Source organism: Emticicia oligotrophica DSM 17448, assembly GCF_000263195.1.
GTDB lineage: Bacteria > Bacteroidota > Bacteroidia > Cytophagales > Spirosomataceae > Emticicia > Emticicia oligotrophica.
This window is the reverse complement of sequence record NC_018748.1, coordinates 4,422,534-4,446,657: the sequence shown is the minus strand read 5'-3', so window position 1 is coordinate 4,446,657 and position 24,124 is coordinate 4,422,534. Positions and strand designations below refer to the sequence as shown.

The window sequence follows — 24,124 nt, the reverse complement described above, 5'->3', positions numbered from 1 at the left end:
GCTTTATTTTTTTCTTATCTCAACTTTCCAATTATTCCCGCTTCCTACGCCAAATTTCTTAGAAAAATCGCCCATATTTATTCCAAAAGAAAGATTCATTAAACTATTCATATAACTCAGCACCTCTCCTTCTTTGACATCTCCAAATGTATGTGCATAAGGCATATCACCTTCATACACGAGATTATTTTCATTAAAAATCTTTACCAAAATCCTATCACCAACTTTTAGATTCAATTTTTCGATGTTTTTTACATCAATGTTTGTCCAAACATTTCCATATTGTATATCCAAAATTGGAATTCCCGCTGAAATTATACCATTTTCAAATTTTGGTTTAGGGTATTCCAACATTATCAGTTTGTCATTGGGTATTTGAACGCCAACCTCATCAAACGAAATTCCTTTGGACGCCAATTTTGCCCCAGCAAATGCAAAAACATCTCTACCAAAAAAAGTGTAAGAATTTTGAGAATTAGGTAAACGATTGGCGGCCGAAATTTCTCTAATTTCTTCAATTCCTTCACTTTCTGCAACTAAAGTAAACAAACCATTGTCTGGCCCTACATAATAATGATTTGCCTTGGTTTTCAAAATAATTGATTTTCGTTCAGTTCCCACTCCTGGGTCCACCACGCACACGAACACAGTTCCCAATGGCCAATATTGAGCGGTTTGTTGCAGACGATATGCACCTTCCCAAACATTATACGCTGGAATTTCATGGGTAAGGTCATGTATAGTTAAGTTTGGTGCTAATTTGAGTGCTACACCCTTCATTGCTGCAACTGCTCCATCTTTTACCCCAAAATCAGTCATCAAAACTAAAGGAGAGGGAGTTTTATTAATCACCGAATAAAAAACTGATAATGAGGCAATTAAAAAAATAATCAAAAGCGTTGTTAGAAATTTTCGAGTCATAGGTTGTCAATAGCTTGATTTTATAGACACAAAATAACAACGTTACAGCATTAATTTGTAATTTTGCGGGAATTTTATTAAAAACTAAAGTATTCACTCATTCTGAAATAGAAAATGTCGGAGTTCAACCATCGAGAAATTGAGAAAAAATGGCAGCAAGTTTGGGAAGAAAACCAAACTTACAAAGTAGAAATTGACCATACAAAACCTAAATACTATGTTTTGGATATGTTCCCATATCCATCGGGAGCTGGTTTACACGTAGGTCATCCACTCGGCTACATTGCTACCGATATTTATTCAAGATATAAGCGTTTGAAGGGCTTTAATGTACTTCATCCTATGGGTTTTGACTCATTTGGTTTGCCTGCTGAGCAATATGCCATTCAAACTGGTCAACACCCTGCGATTACCACCGAAAATAATATTACCACTTACATAAGCCAGTTAAAGAAGATTGGGTTTTGTTATGACTGGAGTAGAGAAGTAAGAACCTCTGACGCCAAATATTACAAATGGACACAGTGGATTTTCATGGAATTATTCAATTCTTGGTATAACAAAGAATCAGATAAAGCTGAACCAATTGAAACACTTTATGAAATCTTTGGAAAAAGCGGTTCAAAAGGTGCAAAAGCAGCATGTAATGATGAAACACCAAACTTTACGGCAGAAGAATGGAATAATTTCAATGAAACAGAAAAATATAAAATCTCATTAGATTACCGTTTGACCTATCTTTCTGAGGCAGTTGTTAATTTCTGTCCAGCTTTAGGGATGGTTCTTTCAAATGATGAAGTGAAAGATGGCGTTTCGGAGCGTGGAGGGTACCCTGTAATTCAGAAAAAAATGCAGCAGTGGATGATGAGAATCACTGCTTATGCAGATCGTTTAATTACAGGTTTAGACTTAGTTGATTGGTCAGATTCATTAAAAGAACAGCAACGTAATTGGATCGGCCGCTCAGTTGGTGCTATGGTTAAGTTTGGAGTAGAAAATAAACCAGAAACACAAATTGAAGTATTCACTACGCGTGTTGATACCATCTATGGAGTCTCGTTTTTGGTTTTAGCTCCTGAGCATGAGCTTGTTGCATCCTTAACAACTCCTCAACAAAAGGAAAGCATTGACAATTATATCGCAGAAACACAAAAACGTTCTGAACTCGACCGTATGTCAGATGTAAGAACAGTTTCTGGGGCTTTTACAGGCAGTTATTGTATCAACCCATTCAATGGAGAGAAAGTACCAATTTGGATAGCTGATTATGTTTTGGCTGGATATGGTACTGGAGCAGTAATGGGTGTGCCTTCTGGAGACCAACGTGACTGGAATTTTGCTACACATTTCAATCTTCCAATTATACAAATCCTTGATAGCCAAGCAGATATTGAAAATCAAGCAGATGCAACGAAGGAAGGCAAGTACATAAATTCAGGAATGATTAATGGACTTGAATACAAAGAAGCTACGTCTAAATTAATCACTTGGTTAGAAGAAAAAGGAATGGGTAAAGGTAAAGTAAACTATCGTTTACGCGATGCCGTTTTTGCTCGTCAAAGATATTGGGGTGAGCCAGTTCCTGTTTTCTTTAAAAATGATGAAAATGGGAATCCATTACCTTATTTGATTGATAAGAATGATTTACCATTGGTTTTACCAGAAATTGATAAATACTTACCAACCGAAGATGGAGAACCACCACTTGGCCGTGCCGAAGGTTGGAATTACAATGGAAACCCATATGAATTAAGTACAATGCCTGGCTGGGCTGGCAGTAGTTGGTACTGGTTTAGATACATGGATGCTAACAATGACCAAGAGTTTGCATCAAAAGAAGCAATTGATTACTGGCAAAATGTTGACCTCTATTTGGGTGGAACTGAACACGCCACTGGACACTTGTTATACAGTCGCTTCTGGAATAAATTTTTGAAAGATAGAGGCTATGTTCCACAAGAAGAGTATGCGATGAAGCTTATTAATCAAGGAATGATTATGGGTCGTTCGAGTTTTGTTTATCGAGTAAAAGATTCTGAGAAAGTTACTTTTGTTTCATACGGATTGAAAGACAAATATGATACGACAAAACTTCATGTAGATGTTAATATCGTGGAAAATGATGTTTTAGATATTGATAAATTCAAAGCAACAAGAAACGATATTGGAGACAACCCTCAATTTATTTTTGAAGATGATGGTCCATCAAAAGGCAAGTATGTTTGTGGCTCGGAAGTTGAAAAAATGTCGAAATCTAAGTTCAATGTAGTTAATCCAGATACAATTGTTGAGAGATACGGTGCTGATACTTTCCGCCTTTACGAAATGTTCTTAGGACCTTTAACTGAAAGTAAACCATGGGATACAAGAGGGATTGAAGGAACTTATCGTTTTGTACGTAAATTGTGGCGTTTGTTCTTCGACCAAAATGGCAAATATTTGGTTGTGGATGCAGAACCAACAAAGGATGAGTTAAAATCATTACACAAAACCATAAAGAAAGTAAACGAAGACATTGAGGCATTTTCATTCAATACTTCAGTAAGTTCATTTATGATTTGTGTAAATGAGTTATCTGACTTAAAATGCCATAAAAAAGCAATTCTTGAGCAATTATTAATTATTCTTTCTCCTTATGCTCCCCACGTAACAGAAGAACTGTGGAATGTTTTGGGGAATACAGATAGCATTACAGCACAATCTTTTCCATCTCACGAAGAGAAATATTTAGTTGAAGACTCATTTGAGTATCCAATTCAAATAAATGGAAAAGTTCGTGCAACACTCAATTTCCCCGCTGATATGAGTAAAGAAGAAATTGAAAAACAAGTTTTAGCCAATGAATTAGTAATTAAATGGCTAGATGGAGCTTCTCCGAAAAAAATTATCGTTGTACCAAAACGAATAGTTAACGTAGTGATTTAATCAAAAATATACCATAAAAGAGCGGCTACATAGTCGCTCTTTTTTTCTGCTCAAAACCATTGAAAAATCAATGATTTTGTATTTTTGTAACGAAACTTAGGTCTTTATTGATGAAATATTTTTTACTTATTTGGTTCTTTCCATTTAATATATTTGCCCAATCTCCTAGTTTACAAACCAATTTTTATATCAGTGGATTTAACTCAATTGTTGATATTGCCCATGCTTATGACGAAAGACTATTTGTTGTAGATGGTACCCAAATTAAAGTAATTGAAAATAATTCTATACTTGCAGATCCATTTTTAGATTTAACAGGTAATGCTGATTGGATAATGGCAGTTGCATTTCATCCAAATTATCAAGCTAACGGTCAATTATTTGTTAAATACAGAACATTAGATAATACTTGTAGAATTTCAAGATTTTTAAAATCGAGTGATGATAAAAATCAAGTAGATAAATCTTCAGAAAACGTATTGTTTAGTATTGTCAATAATATTGGTCATCAAGGGGGCGATTTAGAATTTGGAAAAGATGGTTATTTATACACTACTATTGGTGATGGAGCACCGGGTGAAAGATTCTCTTTGGGTGATGAGAATAATAACGCACAAAATATGTCTTCTTTAAAGGGAAAGCTGCTTCGATTCAATGTAGATTCTGAAAATTTAATACCTATAGAAAACCCTTATCAAACTCCCAATGATAACATTCCTGATGAAATCATTGCGGCTGGATTGCGAAATCCTTGGAAATTTAGTTTTGATAAGCTAACTGGTGATTTGTGGATTGGCGATGTAGGCCAAGATAGTTATGAAGAAATAGATTACCTCCCATTTGGTAATTTTGAGAATAAAAATTTTGGTTGGAGTTGCTATGAAGGAAATATGTTGCACCTAACACAAAATTGTCCTCCTAATTCAGTTAGCTTGGTTTCTCCTATAATTACTTATGAAGGATATAATTTTAATGGTAATTTACCAGCTTCAGTTACAGGGGGTTATGTCTATAGAGGAAGTAAATATCCTTTTCTCAATGGTTTTTATTGCTATGCTGATTATAATTCTGGTAAATTTTGGTTATTAAAAAACACCAATAATGTTATAATCAATGATTTTAAAGGCGTTCTTATGGAGTATCCAACAACTTTTGGAGAAGATTATGCAGGCGAACTCTATGTGGCTACTTTCGATAAAATTTATAAAATAACTTCTTGTGGAAACGAACAAAATCTAACAATAACCTCAAATTTAACAGGTAGAAATTACTTTAGTTCACTTAATCTGATTGAAAGCTCAGCTCAAATATTAAATGGTGGAGAAGTCTTTTATTCTTCAAGTAAAATGATTTCTTTGAATCCTGGATTTAAAGTTGATAATGGAGCTGTTTTCATTGCCCAAATTGATTCTTGTAATTAAAAATATTTTTTTGGAAAATTCAAGTTTCATAAAAAAAGCTCTTTTCTTTAGAAGAAAAGAGCTTTTTAATTTATTAATCTTTCAAATCAATTACTTATTTACTGTAACTGTAATCGATGATTTTACAACTTCTTTTGTAGATTTCAACGCTGTTGTTTCTGGTTTCACTGCAATGTAAGGAGCAATAACCAAAGAAACAATTGACATCAACTTAATCAAAATGTTCATTGACGGGCCTGAAGTATCTTTGAATGGGTCACCTACTGTATCACCTGTAACCGATGCTTTATGTGGTTCTGATTTTTTGTAATAAGTTTCACCATCAATAACCACTCCTTTTTCGAATGATTTTTTAGCATTATCCCATGCACCACCTGCATTTGATTGGAACATGCCCATCAATACCCCTGATACCGTTACACCTGCTAACATACCACCTAATACTTCTGGACCAAAGAAAAATCCTACTAAGACTGGTGAAATAATAGCAATTGCACCCGGAGCAATCATTTGCTTGATGGAAGCTTCTGTCGAGATAGCTACACACTTTTCGTATTCAGGTTCAGTTTTATATTCCATAATTCCTGGAATTTCACGGAACTGACGACGAACTTCATTCACCATTTCCATTGCAGCTTTACCTACCGCTGAAATTGCTAATGCACTAAAAATGAATGGAATCATTCCACCTACAAATAGACCCGCTAAGACGTCAGCTTTGTAAATATCAATTTTTGAAATACCTGCAATACCAACAAATGCAGCGAATAATGCCAAGGATGTAAGGGCAGCAGAAGCAATAGCAAAGCCTTTTCCAGTTGCAGCAGTTGTATTACCTACAGCATCTAAGTTATCAGTACGCTCACGCACTTCACTTGGTAATTGTGCCATTTCAGCAATACCACCTGCATTATCAGCAATTGGACCGAATGCATCAATAGCTAATTGCATCGCAGTTGTTGCCATCATACCAGCGGCAGCAATAGATACACCATACAAACCAGCAAATTTGTATGATAAAATAATTCCTGCAGCTAATACTATAATTGGTAATACAGTAGATTCCATACCTACTGCTAAACCACCGATGATGTTTGTAGCATGACCTGTACCTGATTTCTGAACGATTGATAAAACTGGTCGTTTGCCCATTGCTGTATAGTACTCAGTAATGATTGACATTAAAGCACCAACAATCAAACCTACTACAATAGCTAAGAAAACACCAGTAGATGTAAATTCAAAACCACGTAAATTTAAATTTTCTGGTAAAATATTCTTTACTAAGAAATAAGAAGCAACGAAAGTGATAACAATTGATAGCCAGTTACCAATGTTTAGAGCATTTTGTACTGAGGCATCTTCACGACTAATTCTTACGAAGAAAGTTGATACTAATGAAGCTAACAAACCAACCCCTGCAATCAACATTGGTAATAATACTGGTGAAAAACCACCATAATTATCACTTACACTAATTTCTTGCCCTAATACCATCGTTGCAAGAATTGTTGCTACATAAGAACCAAATAAGTCTGCTCCCATACCTGCTACGTCACCTACGTTATCACCCACGTTATCAGCGATTGTTGCTGGGTTACGAACATCATCTTCAGGAATACCCGCTTCAACCTTTCCTACTAAGTCAGCACCCACGTCAGCTGCTTTTGTGTAAATTCCACCACCTACACGTGCAAATAAAGCAATTGATTCAGCACCCAATGAAAAACCAGCTAATACTTCAATTGCTTTTTTCATTTCTACAGATGTTAAACCTTGACCTTTAGCAAATAAGTTGTAGAATAAGATGAATAATCCACCAAGACCCAAAACTGCTAAGCCAGCAACTCCCATTCCCATTACAGAACCACCAGTAAATGATACTTCAAGTGCTTTTGCAAGAGAGGTACGAGCTGCTTGTGCAGTACGAACATTGGCTTTGGTAGCGATTTTCATTCCGATGTAACCTGCAGTTGCTGAAAATACAGCCCCAATCAAGAATGCAACGGCAATGAGCGGAGAAGAATGTATTTCCATTCCGTTAGCTTCAGTTTGCATACCTAAATAGCCTAAAATAACGGCAGTAGGAATGGCAAAGTATGCTAAAATTTTCCACTCAGCTTTTAAGAAAGCAATGGCACCATCAGCGATATAACCTGAAAGTTTTTTCATATTATCATCGCCAGCGGGTTGGTTCGACACCCAATTGAATCGCCAAGCTGTGTAAAGTAAGCCAATAATACCCATCAAAGGGACAAGGTAGACAATCATTGAATCCATAAATTGTATTTGAGTTTAGTTTTACTGTAGTATTAATAACCGCAAATTTAAGGTAATTGACTTGTTAAAAAAAGACAAAATGCATTTTTAGTATTTTTTCGATAAAAAACAGGAGTTTTTCATTTTGCTTGCATTTAAATCGTTTAAAATAGGTAGTGAAAATTAAAAAAGAACATTCTTAAACTTATAACAACAATATTTTTTCTGATTTAATGAATCTTTACTAATTTCGGGATGAGATTAATCAACCCTTAAGCATACAAATTTTATAAAAAATTTCAATGAAAAAAATAACAGCTATTCTTCTAACACTCATTACGCTATCAACATTTGCTCAAACCAAGCAAATGAATACTGGTGAAATTCTTCAAGCTATTAAACGTCTAAATGTAGTAGGAAACGTTCTATACGTTGCAGCTCATCCAGATGATGAAAATACACTATTTATCACTTGGCTTTCAAAAGAAAAAATGGTCCGTGCTGGATATATAGCTATGACTCGAGGTGATGGTGGACAAAATCTCATTGGTTCTGAACAAGGTGAATACGTTGGACTTTTAAGAACTCATGAGCTATTGGGTGCTAGAAGTGTTGATGGGGGTGAACAATATTTTACAAGAGCCAATGATTTCGGTTTTACTAAAACTACCGAAGAAGCCTTAGCAACTTGGGGAAAAGAGCAAGTTTTGGCAGACTTAGTGTGGAGAATTAGAAATTTCCAACCGGATGTAATTGTTAATCGTTTTCCACCCGATTCACGTGCGGGTCATGGTCACCATTCTGCTTCTGCAGTTCTTTCTGAAGAAGCATTTAAAGCTGCTGCTGACCCAACAAAATTTCCTGAACAATTGAAATATGTTAAAACTTGGCAAGCGAAAAGATTAGTTTGGAATTCATTTTCGCCAAATTTTCAAAATAATCAGCCAGAAGGAAGTTTTGTGAAAATACAGCTAGGAGATTACAATCCTCTACTTGGAAAATCTTATTCTGAAATTGCAGCTGAAGCTCGTAGTATGCACAAAAGCCAAGGATTTGGTTCGGCAAAAACCAAAAACCAACGTGTAGATTATGCTCTGCACAAAGCGGGTGAAGAGGCAAAAAATGATTTATTCGAAGGAATTGACCTCTCATGGAAACGTATGAAAGGAGGCGAAAAAGTTGAAAAGCTTATCAATGAAGTTTATAATAATTTCAAACCACAGAATCCATCTACTTCAATTCCTAAATTAATTGAAGTATTCAATGCTATTTCAGCACTTGAAGAAAATGTATGGACAAATTACAAAAAGAAAGAAGTTCAAGAATTAATACTTGCATGTGCTGGACTTTGGTTTGAAGCCAATCCAACTGATTATTCTGTTTCTCCAAATGATAAAATTAAAGTTAATGTCAATGTAGTAAGTAGAAGTAATTCGAATATTACTTTGGAAAAACTTGTATTTAAAGGTACAAATCAAGACACCACAATTAATAAAAAATTAGTTTATAACGATGCTTTAAATATCGCTTATGAATTAAAAATTCCTGCAAATACACCAATAACTCAACCTTACTGGTTAGTAGAAAGAAAAGAAAATGGTTTTTATAAAGTTACAGACCAAGTTTTACGAGGTCTTCCAATGAAGCCAGCCGATTTGACCTGTGAATATACATTCTCTATTGAAGGTAAAGCATTTACTTTTACGACACCCCTATCCTATAAATACGTAGAGCCTTCTGATGGAGAAATTTATCGCTATTTCGAAGTCAGACCAGAAGTTACAGCCACAATTGCAGAAAAAGTCTATGCATTTGGTGATAATAGCCCTAAAGACGTTGTAGTTACCTTAAAAGCTGGAAAAAAAGGAGTTAGCGGCAGTTTGACTTTAGAAGTACCTAAAGATTGGAGAATCGAGCCAGCTTCAATCAATTTTGATTTAAAAGATAAATATGAAGAGAAAAAAGTTTCATTTAAAGTATATCCATCAAATACTGCTTCTGAAATTACCTTAAAAGCAATTGCCAAAACAAATAATGGCGTATATGACCGAGGAATTGCTACTGTTGAGTACAAACACATTCCAACGCTTACCTTATTCCCATTTGCAGAAGCCAAAGCACTTCGAATTGATTTACAAAAAAGAGGAAACCAAATAGGATATATTGCTGGTGCAGGTGATGAAGTTCCGGCAGCTCTTCAACAAATTGGCTATCAAGTTACTATGCTCACGCCTACCGAACTTGCCAAAGATTTAAGTCAATTTGATGCAATTATTGTTGGTGTTAGAGCCTATAATACTGAAGAACATTTGAAGTTTTTCCAAGATAAATTAATGGATTATGTAAAGAATGGGGGCAATGTGGTAACTCAATATCAAACAAATGCTTTTTATGGAGTTTCAAAAGTAAAAGAAATTGGTCCATATCCATTTGCTATTGGCCGTGGACGCGTAACTGATGAAAAAGCCGAAATGAAAGTATTGAAGCCAACTCATCCATTATTAAATACGCCAAATAAAATCACTGAAAAAGATTTTGATGGATGGATTCAAGAACGTGGTTTATATTTTTCAGATAAATGGAGCGACCAATACGAAACAATCTTTTCTATCAAAGACGCCAACGAAACAGAACAAGAAGGAAGTGTACTTTATGCGAAATATGGCAAGGGTAATTTTGTATTTACAGCATTAGCATTTTTCAGAGAATTACCTGCTGGTGTCCCTGGAGCCTATAGATTATTTGCGAATATGATTTCTGTTGGAAAATAATTATCAATTAATATTATTTTTAAGCCGAGTTAATACTCGGCTTTTTTTGTTGTTTTTCGAGAAAATAAAAAGGCTAAACACTTAAGTTTAGCCTTTTTATTTATGTCCATTAGGAATTATTTCTTAGGTTTTGGAGCAAGAAAGACAATCATTCTTTTTCCTTCTAATTTGAGTTCGCCCTCTGGCTTACCGTATTCTTCTAAACCTGCAATAAAACGTTTTAATAGTTCAGCACCTTGGTCTTTAAATACAATTTGTCTTCCAACAAAATGCACATAAGCCTTTACTTTAGCACCTTCCTTCAAAAATTCAACAGCATGTTTAAGCTTAAAGGCAAAGTCATGGTCATCTGTTTGTGGACCAAAGCGAATTTCCTTAATTACTGTTTTGGCAGCTTTTGCTTTGATTTCCTTTTGTTTCTTCTTCTGGTCATACTTAAACTTAGAGTAATCAATCACTCTACAAACTGGAGGATTTGCAGTTGGTACGATTTCTACTAAATCTAAGCCCTGCTCTTGAGCCATTGCGAGGGCTTGTGCAGTTTCGAAAATGCCCTGCTCGACGTTATCACCTACTAAACGAACTTGAGGTACACGGATTCGTTGATTAATTCGGTGCTCGTCTTCCTTCTGTACTGGTTTTTTGAAATTACGATTGAATGGTTGTTGTGCCATTTAACGATTTTATGGTTGCTAAAAATTTTGAATTGTACGAAAGTAATAATTTTTTCGTACAAAACAAATAATAATTTGAATATGACAATTAATAGTTATTTAAACTGAGGTATGTTTTTATAAATTTCAGTCTTGGCGTAGTTGATAAATTCTTCAACTGTCATCGCTCCTAAATCACCCTCTCCTTTTCTTCTAACCGAAACTTTACCCTCTTCAGCCTCTTTTTCACCAACAATAAGCATCAAAGGCAATTTATTTACCTCAGCATCACGAATCTTTCTACCAATTTTTTCATCACGATGGTCAACATAACCTCTGATGTCTTGTTCTTGTAAAGTCAAGAAAACCTCATTGGCATAATCTTCGTATTTTTCTGAAATTGGAAGAATTGCAATTTGGTCAGGTGAAAGCCAAAGCGGGAAATTACCTGCTGTATTTTCAATCAAAATAGCAATGAAACGCTCCATAGAACCAAATGGTGCACGGTGAATCATTACTGGGCGATGCTTTTGATTATCGGCACCTACGTATTCTAATTCAAAACGTTGTGGTAATTGATAATCTACTTGAATAGTACCTAATTGCCACTTACGACCCAAGGCATCTTTCACCATAAAGTCAAGTTTAGGGCCATAAAAAGCAGCTTCTCCTAATTCTTCAACTGTTTTCAAGCCTTTTTCTGCGGCTGCTCTACGAATGGCATTTTCAGCTTTATCCCATGCTTCATCTGAACCAAAATATTTAGTTTTATTTTCAGGGTCACGCAAGGAAACTTGAGCAGAGAAATCTTCAAAACCTAAAGATTTAAATACATAAAGTACCAAATCAATAACTTTCTTGAATTCATTTTCTACTTGGTCATCCGTACAGAAAATGTGAGCATCATCTTGAGTAAAGCCTCTTACACGTGTTAAACCATGTAATTCACCACTTTGTTCGTAACGATAAACAGTACCGAATTCAGCTAAACGTAATGGTAATTCACGGTAACTTCTTGGGCGTGAGCGGAAAATTTCACAGTGGTGGGGGCAATTCATTGGTTTCAATAAAAACTCCTCTCCTTCTTCTGGCGTATTAATCGGTTGGAAAGAATCTTTACCATATTTCTCCCAGTGTCCTGAAGTTTGATAAAGTTGTTTACTACCAATATGTGGAGTTACTACTTGCTGATACCCTGCTTTCACTTGTGCTTTTCTGAGAAAATTCTCTAAACGTTCACGAAGCATGGCACCTTTAGGCAACCACAATGGTAAACCCTTACCTACTTTTTCAGAGAAAGTAAACAATTCTAATTCTTGACCTAAACGACGGTGGTCACGACGCTTAGCCTCTTCCAACATTTGTAAATAATCATCTAGCTCTTTTTGTTTAGGAAATGTGACTCCATAAATACGCGTGAGCATTTTATTATTTTGGTCGCCTTTGAAATAAGCACCTGCCACATTCATAATTTTAGCAGCTTTGATAAAGCCTGTATTTGGAATGTGTGGGCCACGACAAAGGTCAGTGAAATTTCCTTGTTTGTAGAAAGTAATCGAACCATCTTCTAAACCTGAAAGTAAATCAAGTTTATATTCATCGCCTTTCTCTTCGAAGTATTTAATGGCTTCTGCTTTTGCCATCGGAATTCTGATATAATCATTCTTCTGACGAGCTAATTCAAGCATTTTATCTTCGATTTTCTTGAAATCATCATTAGAGATTGCCTCGCCATTTGTATCAACGTCATAATAAAAACCATTCTCAAGTGGTGGTCCAACCCAGAATTTAACTTTAGGATATAAAGTTTCTAGGGCCTCGGCCATTAGGTGAGCTGACGAATGCCAAAATGTTGATTTTCCGTCCGTATCATTCCACGTCAAAAGTTGCAAGGTTGAATCTGTTTCGATTGGCAAATTGGCATCTTGAACCGTGCCATTTACTTTGGCAGCCAATACATTTCTTGCTAAACCCTCACTAATTGAGAGGGCAACATCATAACTCGATGTACCTTTTGGATATTCTCTTACGCTTCCGTCCGGTAATGTAATTTTTATCATAAAATAATCTGTCAACTATTACCTAATAAATAATTCTAAATTTTTATTACAACTTCAATTTACGTGAAGTATCTGTCTTAATGGTTATCTTTTTCTTAGGAGCAATAATATTAACCCTAATTCTGGAAGTATCTAAAAGCTTTTTAGGTTCTTCTATAACTGGTTTACTAGCAACGTTAGTTCCTTGAGCTCTTTTGGTTGGTAAAGGAATAGGAGCTTCATAAACACCTAAATCAGAGTTGATTCTTCCTGATACTCTATTTAAAGCAATAATTGCTGGAATATTGTTAGGGTCTTTTTCAACGGCTGTTTTTAAATATTCTTCTGCCTTATTCAATGAACCTAACTGCTCGTAGGTCAATGCAATTGAGTAATTTATATTTGGTGTATTAGGATTTGCTTCTAAAACTTTTTCATAATACTCTAAAGCTTTAGTATAATTTTTCCATTTAAAATATATGGTTGCAGAATATAACAATGCATCAAATCTTTTACTATCAATAGCAAAGGCTTTGTCATAATAAACAAGTGAAGAGTCTAATCTTCCAAATTTGTAAAAAACTAAACCTCTATCAACATAAAAATCTGCATCTTTCGGAAATTGAGCCAAGGCACTTTTATTAACAGCTAAAGCAGAATCGTACAACCTTCTATTTTTTAAAACATCTGTTAAAGTTGAATAACCGACTTTAAAAGTTGGTTTCATATCAAGAGCTCTAGTCATTTTTAGAATAGCAGTAACAGTATCTCCCTTACGTGCGGCTAAAGTTCCTTGATAAAAATAAGTTTCACCATCAAATGGAGCAATTTGCAATGATTTTGCCAAATACTGTTCGGCATTTTTTAGGTCATTTCGTTGTTGTGATAAATGACCTAATAATGTATAGAGTTCTGGAGTGTCAACATTTAATATTTCAGCACTTTGTGCAAAGGCATAAGCTTCTCGATATTGTTTCATATCTCGAAGAATCAAGGCTTTAATATAAAGATACTTTCCTGTATTTTGCTTTAATCTGTCAGCTCGATTGATATCTTCAAGTGCTTTTTGGTTATCCCCCATTTTATGAAGAATAATTGCTCTCTTGTAATAATTTTCGGCCAAACTCGGGTTACTTCTAATTGCGTCAGTCAAGGCTTCTAAAGATGCAATATTTTGAATGCTCTCTGTTTGAAAAGGAGTTGGAGGAATTTTTGAACGGTCACGACTATCCTGCCCGCACGCATACAAGAGCACTGAAACGAGTAAAAAAAGGTATTTTCTTATATAATTTAACATTCGAATCATCCACAATTAATAAAAGCATCTAGTGCTGAGTTAATCGTGCGTTTTTTTTGCAAAAATCTAAATTTTTTCTCACAATAAAAATGAATAACTTTCTTTTCAGAGGATATTTGACAATACTTAGACCATAAATCAGAAAAAATATTTATTTCAGTGAGAACTGAATCTATAAAACACCCCTAAAGGAAGCTTCTTATTGAATGAGTCTTGAAGTACAAGTTCTCCCATTTCAGATTTTTTTACTTCTTGAAAGTTTTGATTAATGATAGTTTCAGCAATTATTGCCGAAAAACCCATAGAATAAAGATTTAAAATAAAGAAATGATTTTGTTCATCAAGTAATGCTAAACAATTCTTTAGTAATTCATTTATCCCCTCTTCTAAAACCCATTTTTCACCGTCTGGGCCTCTGCCATAAGCTGGGGGGTCAAGAATAATTCCGTTGTATTTTTTCCCCCTTTTAACTTCTCTTTTAACAAACTTAAGAGCATCTTCAACTACCCATCGGATATCAGTTAAATTACTTGCTTCCATATTTTCCCTCGACCATGAAATTACTTGTTTCACCGCATCAACATGAGTAACATCTGCTCCACAAGCCTTAGAAATCAGAGAAGCTCCACCAGTATAAGCAAAAAGGTTTAATACTTTGGGTTTTTCTTGTAAATTTCCAGAAGCATTCATCATTGAAAGTTTTTCTTCAATAAACTGCCAATTAGCTGCTTGCTCTGGAAAAATCCCAACGTGCTTAAATGATGACAACGAAAGTTTAAATTTCAGATTGATATCATTTTGAATATAATTCATAAACCATTTCTCTGGCATCTTTTTAAGATTGTGCCATTCACCACGCTCTTCTGGACTTAACTGGTCACGACCTTTTGTTTTTCTAAAAATTGCCGAGGCTTTTTTCTGCCAAATATCTTCCGACAATGATTTATCCCAAACGGCTTGTGGCTCTGGTCTTGCAAGAATAAAATCACCGAAGCGTTCGAGTTTCTCAAAATTACCCGAATCGAGTAATTCGTATGAATTAATATGAGGAGTAAGTAATTTATACAAAATATTAATGTTTAGTCAGCAAAATTAATAACCAGCACTCAAAACTTTCGATAAATAAATAATCTTTTTAACGTTTGTTGCTATTTGCTGTGATTGACCTTTCTTTTTACGCGAAGGTTTTTCTTTAGAAACGCTTAGTTCTTTAGCCACTTCAAACTTAATACGGCTACCATCGGCAATAAAAAAGTTATCGTACCAGTTTCTTACGTTACGATACTTCGCAATGTATTGCGTTGTGTTCAAATCGCCATTTTCTTTGGAAAGACTAAAAATGAGAGGGTCTGTAAATTGAAGAGGTTTATAAATTGAGAGTTTTCCTTTTTCACAAATTGCAATAGAATTAGCCTGGTTAGTTGCCAAAGGCTCATCGAGGCTAGAAGAAATTTGTTTTAATTCTACATTATGATTTTTTAACAAATTCCCGTCCAAATCAAATGTTGCAAAAAAGCCATTTTGAAAATTATAGGCGAGATTTAACTGTTTAGAAGGTTTTTTTGAAAAATTATTACTTCCATAAATATCAAATCCAACAAAATCAGGCGAATTGTTGGCTGTCAACTTCAGTGATGATTGATAAAAGCAACCACCAATTTGGATTTGTTTTTTGGATGTAATCATTTGTGCTGCTAAAAAATTATAAGCGGCAGACTTGCTTAATTTTTGTTCATCTGGAAAACCCGTAGGTCCGATAATTTTCTTGTAATCATAAAATTTTGTCAAAATTGTTTTTTCGTGTTCAAGTTTCGATACATAAATTCCTTTTAAGCCTTTGTTTGATTGATAAACTCCTGAGACAATTTTTGTTACTGAATCTATTTCTATCATTTTAGCTGTCAACGGAAAATTTCCAGCATTCGATTGTATAGGAGATTTATGAATCAATTTACCACTCAAATCATAGGTTGCATAAACTACGTAGGCATTTTTAATAAACTCGCCCTTTTTTTTCTTTTCGTTTGAATAACCTAATTCCTTAACCGACCATAGTGAAACAATCTGTTTGTGCTTATTCAAATTTATCTCTTGTAATTGTACTCTTCCATTTTGGTCGGCAGAAATAAGCGTTCCTTCATCATTATTGAATGAATAATTAAAAAAGCTTCCCCCTGTTTGGTTATTTCCTGCTAATAAAATTTGGTCTTTATAATCTACAAAACCTTGGTCTTGAAAAAACTCCCGAAGTTCAAACCCTTTATTTTCAAAAGTGCCATCGTTTAAACTAAAGGTGTATAATTGATAATACATTCCTCTACTTTCCCTAAACAAAAATGAAATCTTTTCATTATCTAAAAAATATGAGGTAGGTTTATCTTCAACATCCAATAAAATTTCTTTTTCCCAAATTTTGTTCAAATCAATATCAAACTTTGCAATGATAGCTTTTGTAACATCTTTTTTAACAAAAAACAATAAACCATCTTTTTTCAAAGGTATTATTTTTTGCCAGCTTGGACTACCGCTTACTTCAATTTCTATTGTTTTAACTATTCCAGTACCAGCAAAAACAGCTTCTTTAATTTGTGCATTTGAAATTGAGCAGTATAACGAGTAAAAAAAGAATATAATAAAAGTATGTTTTTTCATCAAAAGTATATTTTGGATTGGCTAACACAAAAATATGCCATATCTAGTATAACGTAGATATGGCATATCAAATTTGCTTTTTTAGAAGGAGATTTTGTTGAGATAAAATACTCGCCTAGTCCCTTCTGTTTTATTAGCAATTCGCTGATAACCCCAAGCTAAATAATAATCTTTATACCAATATTCAATATCATCTGTTGCGGTATCACGAATTTTATCTCCCTCTTTTTGAGAAGAAATATCTATCGACTTTACTCCTTCCACAACATCGTTTCCTTTAACTATTTTGCTTATAAGTTTGCCCTTATTGCTATAAACTAATGTAATTTCATCTCCTTCAGTCTTGATTTTCACTTTTTCTTTCAATTCCATGGTTTTCACATTATCAAAACTAAAGCTGTTATCCCACATTAATTTACCATTCAAATCAAACCCCGCCACAATGGCGTGTGTGTATCTAAAACCATCAAACTGCTGACTATTATTTCCATAATTTGAGTACATCCAAGGATTCCATGCCCAAGAGTTCAAGCCTAAATAGCGAGAATAACGCATCATGTAAAGGGAATTATAGCCTCCGTAACCATATCCAAATGGATTTCCCCACATATTCCCATAATATGGAGTACCGTAAACATTATTATTTCTGAATTCAGGGTAAAATACTTCAGCTACCAAAATATACTGGTTATCTTTCTTGATAATGTCATGTACTAATACTCTGTAATTCAGCTTTAATTCATCTCCTCTATCCTTTTTCTTTTTAATCTTTCTTTCGATTTTTTCTTGCTGTTTCTGCGGTAAGAAATTGAAGAAATTTTTAAAATCAGTGAAACTGTGAAGTTTTAAATACTCAGGGGTTTCTCCATCAACCTTGCTAATATATAGTCCTTGTGACATCGGCCCTCCGTTTGATTGATAACCTTTGTAACCGTAGTTTCCAATCATTAATTGGGTGCCATCTTCCAATGAAAATAGTTTTCCTGTCAATAAACCATAATCTTCTTCGGGTTCTACTGTAAGTTGCTCAACAATTTTTCCATTGGGATTGATTCTTTTCACCGCCATATAACTTGAACGCCCTTTTTTTACTGAATAAGAAACAATCAGTAAATCATTTTCTACGTCAAAATCAATGGAAGAAATATTTGCTGTGCCCTTGATTCCTCCAGCTAGGATTCTTGGTTGCATTCTATTAAAGTTTATACTTAGAAGCACTGGTTCTTCTTTTACCAAACCAGCCATGTAGGCAACATCATTGTGAACTTTAAATTCTGATATTTCAAAGCGACGAATATTTTCAAAGAAGAACTTTTGAATAATACCGATTCCGGTTGAAATCTTAAATATTTGGTAAAGGTCTGAATTGTATTTACTGAAAAGGAAGTAAACATCGCGACCATCTTTGTAAAAATCAACAATAGATTGATTCTCTTCTAATTCTCCGTTTGCAGACCACGCCTGCTGAAAATTAGCATCTAATTTTGTTACGTTGAATGTTAATTTACCCGTTTTGGTTAATAATAAAATCCCTTCCTCACCCAACGATATTACTTGAAAAGATTGGTCATCTCCTCTTGTCGGAATTTCAATCCTATTTACACTTTGAGCAAATGTGTTGAAGCAAAATAAAATCAATACACCAAGTAAAGATACACTTTTTATAACTTGTTTAATTTCCATAAGCTTTTGAAAGAATAATGTCAAACTCATCTTTTTTTAATTGCTGGACAGAAAGTCTTGATAATCTGATGAGAGCAATGTCTTTTAGTCGCTCATCGGCTTTTATTGCCTTCAAAGTAACTGGATTAGGTAGTTTTTCAACGGGCACTAAATCAACAACAACCCATCTATTATCATCGGTAGTTGGGTCCGGGTATGCCTCCTTAACGATTTTTGCGATGCCTACAACTTCAAGACCTTCATTTGAATGGTAGAAAAGAACCAAATCATCTAGTTTCATTGATGCAAGGTTATTTCTTGCTTGGTAGTTTCTAACGCCATCCCAAGTTCCTACGCCTTGTTTAACGAAATCATCCCAAGAATATTTGAAAGGTTCAGATTTTACAAGCCAATAATTCATTTTGATTAATTAAAATTTGATTAAGTATTAACAATTCGAGTTCTTAACTCACAAAAATAAAGTAAAATTGAATGAATTAAACCTTTATTAATCTCAAATATCAAAAATTACATTTTTGTTTGAAACAAATATTGAATTAATAAATTTTATGCTTTTTTTTTACCGAATTATAATGAAATGATTCATTCTATGACTTCTTCATTATTAAGTTTACAACATTACAACCACTATAAATATGAATTTTATAACTAAGCTTTCCTTCTGTTTTTTCTTAATTTCTCATCAATTAATCAGTCAGCCTCCAAACATTTCATGGCAAAAAGTAATCGGTGGAAGTTTCTATGATAAGTGTAATTCCATCATAGCACTCGAGGATGGTGGATATTTACTAGGTGGACAATCTCAATCGAGTAATTTTGATTTCGTTTCGCACAAAGGCCAATATGACATATTTGTAATAAAGGTAGATAAAAATGGCAATATTGAATGGAATAAAAACTTAGGTGGTAGCAATAATGAAAATTTAAGGCAGATTATTAAAACAAGCGATGGAAACTATTTATGTATTGGTGAAACGCAATCCAATGACTATGATGTTGAAGGATTTATTGGGCAAATGGATTTTTGGGTTATTAAAATTTCACCCGAAGGCAATGTAATCTGGAAAAAATGTTTTGGTGGGGAAGGAATTGACGAAGGTTTTACTGCTGAAAATACCCCTGATGGGGCGATTGTCTTGGCTGGCTCAACCGAATCAAATTTACCGTTTATAGAAAATAATCATGGCTATGTTGATTTCTTGGTAATAAAAATTAATCAGAGCGGAGAAATAATTTGGAATAAAACATTTGGTGGAACTGCCAATGAAACCTGCAAAAAAATCAAAAAATCCAAATCAGGTGGCTACATTTTGGCCGGAAATACAACCTCTTCAAATGGTGATATAAGTAATCATTTAGGAGAACAAGATATATGGTTACTTAAAGTAGATGAAGATTTCAATATCATTTGGCAACAAACCTTTGGTGGGTTAGATGATGACTTTGTTAATGCACTAATTGAAGACCATGAAGGGAATATTTTGGCAACTGGAGAAACCTATTCAAAAGATTTCGATGCGGCAGATAACCATAGTTTAGATGGAATGAGAGATTATTTTACTATCAAAGTTTCAGCGGATGGTCAGAAAATTTGGACAAAATGCCACGGTGGTAGTAACAATGAATACGCTAGAGAAATATTAGAAAGTATGGCCAACGAATACTTAATAATTGGCGAATCCTATTCAAATGATGGAGAAGCTCCCAATAACATTGGCACTGCCGATATTTGGGTCATTAAATTGAATCCTGAAAATGGAGAAATTGTATGGCAAAAGAAATTTGGAAGCAATGGTCATGATGAACCAAATGATATGGTAATGAATTATGAAAACGATTTTGTATTCGTAGGAAATACCTTCCCCCTTGATTTTTCGGGCGATGTGCCTGTACATTATGGAGATGATGATGTTTGGCTTGTAAAACTCTCAAACAATGATTGTGTCAAAAATTTGAGTATAAATATAGATTTTCTAAACGGAGAAAAGGTATTTTCATGTAAGGATACGATTGCGGGAACAAACAAAATTCAAAATCAAGATTCTAAAGTTGTTTACTCGGCTGGCAAATCAATCATACTTCAAAATGGTTTTACAATTAATAATGGAGCCATTTTTGAAGCAAAAATTGAAGGTTGTCAATAAAAAAAGCCCCCAAAATTGGGGGCTTTTTTTACTAGTTTATTTCTTTCTTCTTACCAACATTAATTGCTGGAATCTGATTTTCGAGTACCATTTTATTGAATGCAGGTACATCTTCATCAATAACCTTTTTCAATTTATCGGTAGTTTTTTCCATTTTTTTACTCAATTCATCAAGAACTTCATAAGAACCTTTGGTTGGTTTTGAGTCTGAACTAGAAACAACACTCGCTACACCCGCAATCTTATCATTTAATCTAATCGGATAAGCTAGTAAGTCTTGCACTGCTCTTGCCTTATTCTGTACCAAAGACTGCTCTAATTCTTCCAAGTTTTTAAGCATTGGCTTTGTTAGTTTTTGGAATTTACTAATTAAAGCCGAGTCTTTAACACTCTTCATGTACTCAGAAACTGCCTTCTTAATTTCACGCATTTGATTGATTGCCTTATGATTTTCATCTAATTTCTTATGAATTCTCATCAACAAATCAAATTGTTCTTTCAATTCCGCATCAGTAGTAGGGTTTCTTGGGTCCTTTTTGATTTCAGCAATTTCCTCTTTAATAGTATTTTTACCAACGATTAATCTAACCTTATAATTTCCCGGAACTACTTTCGGTCCTGTCAATCCACCTGCCCACATTGGCGAGCGTTCACCTTGGATTTCAGTAGCATCTGGATAACGCATATTCCAAACAAATCTATTTAGACCCGCATCAGTAGTTAAAATTCCAGGTCTTTTCTGCTCAGAATCTTCATAAAAATCTTTAGAAATCTTTACATCTTCTCCTTTTACATCTTTCTTACTTGAGTATGTGGCAATTGTATCATTCGACATAGTAAGGAACTGTAATTTAACTTCATCGTTTGGCGTAGATTTAAAATAATAGTTAACTATCACGCCATTTGGTGCATTCTGACCCTCATCTTTTGGTGCTCCCCTTCTTCCACCACCATCGCCGCCTTGCATTCTATATGAATGTCTTGGTTTAAATAAATGCATATCCGCTACGGCATTGTCTTTAATTTCGTGAAGTGGCGTTACATCATCTAAAATCCAAAACGAACGACCATGAGTGGCAACTACTAAGTCCTTCTCACGTTTATGAACTTGAATATCACGAATTGAAGTTACAGGAATATTATTTGAAATTGGGCTCCATGATGCACCATCATCAAAAGAAACATAAATTGCTCTTTCAGTACCAGCATATAGAAGTCCCTCTTTATTTGGGTCTTCACGTAAGACACGTGTATATTCATCAGCAGGAATTCCATTTACGATGCTTGTCCAAGTTTTACCATAATCATTTGTTTTAAATAAGTACGGTTTTCTATCACCAAACATGTAGCGAGTAGCAGCAACATAAGCTTTTCCTTTAGCAAAATCTGAAGTATGGATAGTAGAAATTAAAGCAAAATCACCTAATTGTGAAGCAGGAATTGTAATATTTGACCAATTTTTCCCATTGTCACGAGTTACATGAATATATCCATCATCAGAACCAGCCCAAATATTGCCTCTTTCAATGCTTGACTCAGCCAATGCAAAAATTGTTGCATAAATTTCTGCACCAGTTTGGTCTAACGTAATTGGGCCACCGGTTGCACCAGTAGTTTTAGGGTCGTTTCTTGTTAAATCTGGACTAATAATTTCCCAAGAATGTCCACCATCATGTGTTACATGAACATACTGTGAAGTAGCATACAGACGAGTATCATCATGAGGCGAGAAAATAATTGGGTAAGTCCATTGAAAACGATACTTTTTCTCTGCAGAAGTATGACCCATATTATTTTCTGGGTAAACCATGATATTTTGTTCTTGGTTATTTTCTGCATTTTGCTTGGTCATAAAGCCATCATAAGAGCCACCGTAAGTAATTTTCGAGTTTTTAGGGTCAATTGCAATATAACCAGATTCACCACCAGCAACAGGGTACCAGTCACGAATGCCAATCGAATTTCCATCAGTTCTACTTGCAATTCTAACCGTTGAATTATCTTGCTGAGAACCATAAACATTATACGGAAAATCATTATCTAAGTGAACATGATAAAACTGTGCCGTAGGAATATCAATATCTGAAAAAGTATACCCATCATTATAGGTTACTTCAGCACCTCCATCATCGCCAATAATGAAATTCGAAGAATTTTTAGGGTTAATCCAAACATCGTGAGTATCTCCGTGATGAACATTTAATCTTCTAATGGTTTTTCCACCATCATTAGATTTAAACGAATCAACATTCAAAATAATCAAAGAATTTTCATCTTGTGGGTCTGCCGATAAATTCATGTAATACCAAGGGCGTTGCCAAAGGTTTTTGTTATCATTAACCAATGTCCAGTGTTCACCGCCATCAAATGAAGTATATAGACCACCTTTTGCATTTTCAATCATCGCATAAAGTCGATTCGAATTTGCAGGAGAAACAGTTATACCAATTTTACCGAGTAAACCTTTCGGCATTCCAGGTTTTTCATTTAAACAAACCCATGTATCACCACCATCAAAAGATTTGTAAAGACCACTTCCTTTACCACCACTACTCATGCTGTAGCCATTTCTATAAGCTTGCCACATAGTAGCGTAGAGAATTCTTGGGTTATTAGGGTCAATTCTTACGTGATATGCACCGGTACTATCATTTTTTGCTAGGATATGGTCCCAAGTTTTTCCACCATCTTTACTTCTAAAAACACCTCTTTCCTTATTTGGTGCAAAAGGGTTTCCTACTGAAGCCACGTAAACAAGATTATGGTCTTTTGGGTGAACCTCAATCGTAGCAATGGCATCAGCTTTAGGCAAACCAACATGTTTCCAAGTTTTTCCAGCATCGGTAGATTTATAAACTCCATCTCCATAACTGATGTTACTTCTCATATCAGCTTCTCCCATTCCTACATAAATTACATTGGGGTCTGAAGGAGCTACAGCAATTGCACCAACTGAACTTGATTTAAAAGTACTATCGCCAATATGTCCCCAATTGGCTCCACCATCCGTTGTTTTCCAAACACCTCCCCCAACTGCACCAAAGTAGTACGTTAGTGGATGATCAGGGTGTCCGGCTACCGCCAATGAACGTCCCGCTCTAAACGGACCAATATTTCTCCAATTTAATCCACTAATTAGTTTTTTATCAAAATTAGTTGATTGTGAAGTGGAGGTTTGAGCAGTAGTAAGTACCGTATTAGTTTTCTTTTTTTGAGCAAAACTCGTTATAGAAAAGCAGATACTTAAGAATAAAAATAAATGTTTATTCATGTTTTTGATAATAGTTTAGGTTATGCAGTAAAAATACCTGCTTAATAGTAGGAAAACAAAAAAAATATCGAAATTTGTATATAAATCA

General features: G+C 34.6%; 14 protein-coding genes. 4 read left to right on the top strand and 10 right to left on the bottom strand.

Translation table 11 applies throughout. The features are described 5' to 3' along the window. Positions 1 to 3 precede the first annotated feature (3 nt). The gene (locus EMTOL_RS18440; RefSeq protein ID WP_015030840.1) at positions 4 to 921 is read right to left on the bottom strand and encodes an SAM hydrolase/SAM-dependent halogenase family protein; all 918 of its coding nucleotides are present in this window, start codon (positions 919 to 921) and stop codon (positions 4 to 6) included. 114 nt (positions 922 to 1,035) lie between these two features. On the opposite strand from EMTOL_RS18440, the gene leuS reads away from it, so the two are divergent. After that, on the top strand, positions 1,036 to 3,846 hold the full coding sequence (leuS, locus tag EMTOL_RS18435; protein ID WP_015030839.1) for a leucine--tRNA ligase: 2,811 nt from the start codon (positions 1,036 to 1,038) through the stop codon (positions 3,844 to 3,846). 110 nt (positions 3,847 to 3,956) lie between these two features. Then, positions 3,957 to 5,267, top strand: coding sequence for a PQQ-dependent sugar dehydrogenase (locus EMTOL_RS18430; RefSeq protein WP_015030838.1), 1,311 nt, complete (start codon positions 3,957 to 3,959; stop codon positions 5,265 to 5,267). Positions 5,268 to 5,357: 90 nt separating this feature from the next. Here the strand turns inward: EMTOL_RS18430 and EMTOL_RS18425 are convergent, their stop codons facing one another. Further along, positions 5,358 to 7,547, bottom strand: a complete 2,190-nt coding sequence (locus tag EMTOL_RS18425) for a sodium-translocating pyrophosphatase (protein ID WP_015030837.1) — start codon at positions 7,545 to 7,547, stop codon at positions 5,358 to 5,360. A gap of 281 nt (positions 7,548 to 7,828) precedes the next feature. On the opposite strand from EMTOL_RS18425, the gene EMTOL_RS18420 reads away from it, so the two are divergent. Beyond that, entirely contained in the window at positions 7,829 to 10,297 is a 2,469-nt protein-coding gene (locus tag EMTOL_RS18420) for a PIG-L family deacetylase (RefSeq protein ID WP_015030836.1), read from the top strand. A 116-nt stretch (positions 10,298 to 10,413) separates the two neighbouring features. Here the strand turns inward: EMTOL_RS18420 and infC are convergent, their stop codons facing one another. The 7 genes from infC to EMTOL_RS18385 form a co-directional block, all read right to left on the bottom strand. Continuing rightward, positions 10,414 to 10,971 (bottom strand): translation initiation factor IF-3, encoded by a 558-nt coding sequence (gene infC, locus EMTOL_RS18415; protein ID WP_015030835.1) that lies wholly within the window; start codon positions 10,969 to 10,971, stop codon positions 10,414 to 10,416. Between the two features lie 95 nt (positions 10,972 to 11,066). Further along, a complete protein-coding gene (gene thrS / locus EMTOL_RS18410) occupies positions 11,067 to 13,010 on the bottom strand; it encodes a threonine--tRNA ligase (RefSeq protein ID WP_015030834.1) in 1,944 nt (647 codons plus the stop codon). A gap of 46 nt (positions 13,011 to 13,056) precedes the next feature. Beyond that, positions 13,057 to 14,286, bottom strand: coding sequence for a tetratricopeptide repeat protein (locus tag EMTOL_RS18405; RefSeq protein WP_015030833.1), 1,230 nt, complete (start codon positions 14,284 to 14,286; stop codon positions 13,057 to 13,059). Positions 14,287 to 14,442: 156 nt separating this feature from the next. Beyond that, positions 14,443 to 15,354, bottom strand: a complete 912-nt coding sequence (locus EMTOL_RS18400; RefSeq protein ID WP_015030832.1) for an RsmD family RNA methyltransferase — start codon at positions 15,352 to 15,354, stop codon at positions 14,443 to 14,445. Positions 15,355 to 15,378: 24 nt separating this feature from the next. Then, entirely contained in the window at positions 15,379 to 16,938 is a 1,560-nt protein-coding gene (locus EMTOL_RS18395; protein ID WP_015030831.1) for a hypothetical protein, read from the bottom strand. An 81-nt stretch (positions 16,939 to 17,019) separates the two neighbouring features. Then, entirely contained in the window at positions 17,020 to 18,621 is a 1,602-nt protein-coding gene (locus EMTOL_RS18390; RefSeq protein ID WP_041693660.1) for a hypothetical protein, read from the bottom strand. Beyond that, entirely contained in the window at positions 18,611 to 19,021 is a 411-nt protein-coding gene (locus tag EMTOL_RS18385; protein WP_015030829.1) for an EVE domain-containing protein, read from the bottom strand. Before EMTOL_RS18385 ends, EMTOL_RS18390 begins: the two co-directional genes overlap by 11 nt. Positions 19,022 to 19,256: 235 nt before the next feature. On the opposite strand from EMTOL_RS18385, the gene EMTOL_RS18380 reads away from it, so the two are divergent. Next, the gene (locus EMTOL_RS18380) at positions 19,257 to 20,765 is read left to right on the top strand and encodes a 3-coathanger stack domain-containing protein (protein ID WP_015030828.1); all 1,509 of its coding nucleotides are present in this window, start codon (positions 19,257 to 19,259) and stop codon (positions 20,763 to 20,765) included. Positions 20,766 to 20,796: 31 nt separating this feature from the next. Here EMTOL_RS18380 and EMTOL_RS18375 read toward each other — a convergent pair whose 3' ends face one another. Next, a complete protein-coding gene (locus EMTOL_RS18375) occupies positions 20,797 to 24,036 on the bottom strand; it encodes a VPS10 domain-containing protein (protein ID WP_015030827.1) in 3,240 nt (1,079 codons plus the stop codon). Positions 24,037 to 24,124 lie beyond the last annotated feature (88 nt).

What these genes read in the sequence shown, in the direction of transcription:
- EMTOL_RS18420 (WP_015030836.1), top strand. Translation starts at nt 7,829, where the DNA reads ATGAAAAAAATAACAGCTATTCTTCTAACACTCATTACGCTATCAACA.
- EMTOL_RS18380 (WP_015030828.1), top strand. Translation starts at nt 19,257, where the DNA reads ATGAATTTTATAACTAAGCTTTCCTTCTGTTTTTTCTTAATTTCTCAT.
- EMTOL_RS18430 (WP_015030838.1), top strand. Translation starts at nt 3,957, where the DNA reads ATGAAATATTTTTTACTTATTTGGTTCTTTCCATTTAATATATTTGCC.
- leuS (WP_015030839.1), top strand. Translation starts at nt 1,036, where the DNA reads ATGTCGGAGTTCAACCATCGAGAAATTGAGAAAAAATGGCAGCAAGTT.
- EMTOL_RS18375 (WP_015030827.1), bottom strand. Translation starts at nt 24,036, where the DNA reads ATGAATAAACATTTATTTTTATTCTTAAGTATCTGCTTTTCTATAACG.
- EMTOL_RS18425 (WP_015030837.1), bottom strand. Translation starts at nt 7,547, where the DNA reads ATGGATTCAATGATTGTCTACCTTGTCCCTTTGATGGGTATTATTGGC.
- infC (WP_015030835.1), bottom strand. Translation starts at nt 10,971, where the DNA reads ATGGCACAACAACCATTCAATCGTAATTTCAAAAAACCAGTACAGAAG.
- EMTOL_RS18405 (WP_015030833.1), bottom strand. Translation starts at nt 14,286, where the DNA reads ATGTTAAATTATATAAGAAAATACCTTTTTTTACTCGTTTCAGTGCTC.
- EMTOL_RS18385 (WP_015030829.1), bottom strand. Translation starts at nt 19,021, where the DNA reads ATGAATTATTGGCTTGTAAAATCTGAACCTTTCAAATATTCTTGGGAT.
- thrS (WP_015030834.1), bottom strand. Translation starts at nt 13,010, where the DNA reads ATGATAAAAATTACATTACCGGACGGAAGCGTAAGAGAATATCCAAAA.
- EMTOL_RS18390 (WP_041693660.1), bottom strand. Translation starts at nt 18,621, where the DNA reads ATGGAAATTAAACAAGTTATAAAAAGTGTATCTTTACTTGGTGTATTG.
- EMTOL_RS18440 (WP_015030840.1), bottom strand. Translation starts at nt 921, where the DNA reads ATGACTCGAAAATTTCTAACAACGCTTTTGATTATTTTTTTAATTGCC.
- EMTOL_RS18395 (WP_015030831.1), bottom strand. Translation starts at nt 16,938, where the DNA reads ATGAAAAAACATACTTTTATTATATTCTTTTTTTACTCGTTATACTGC.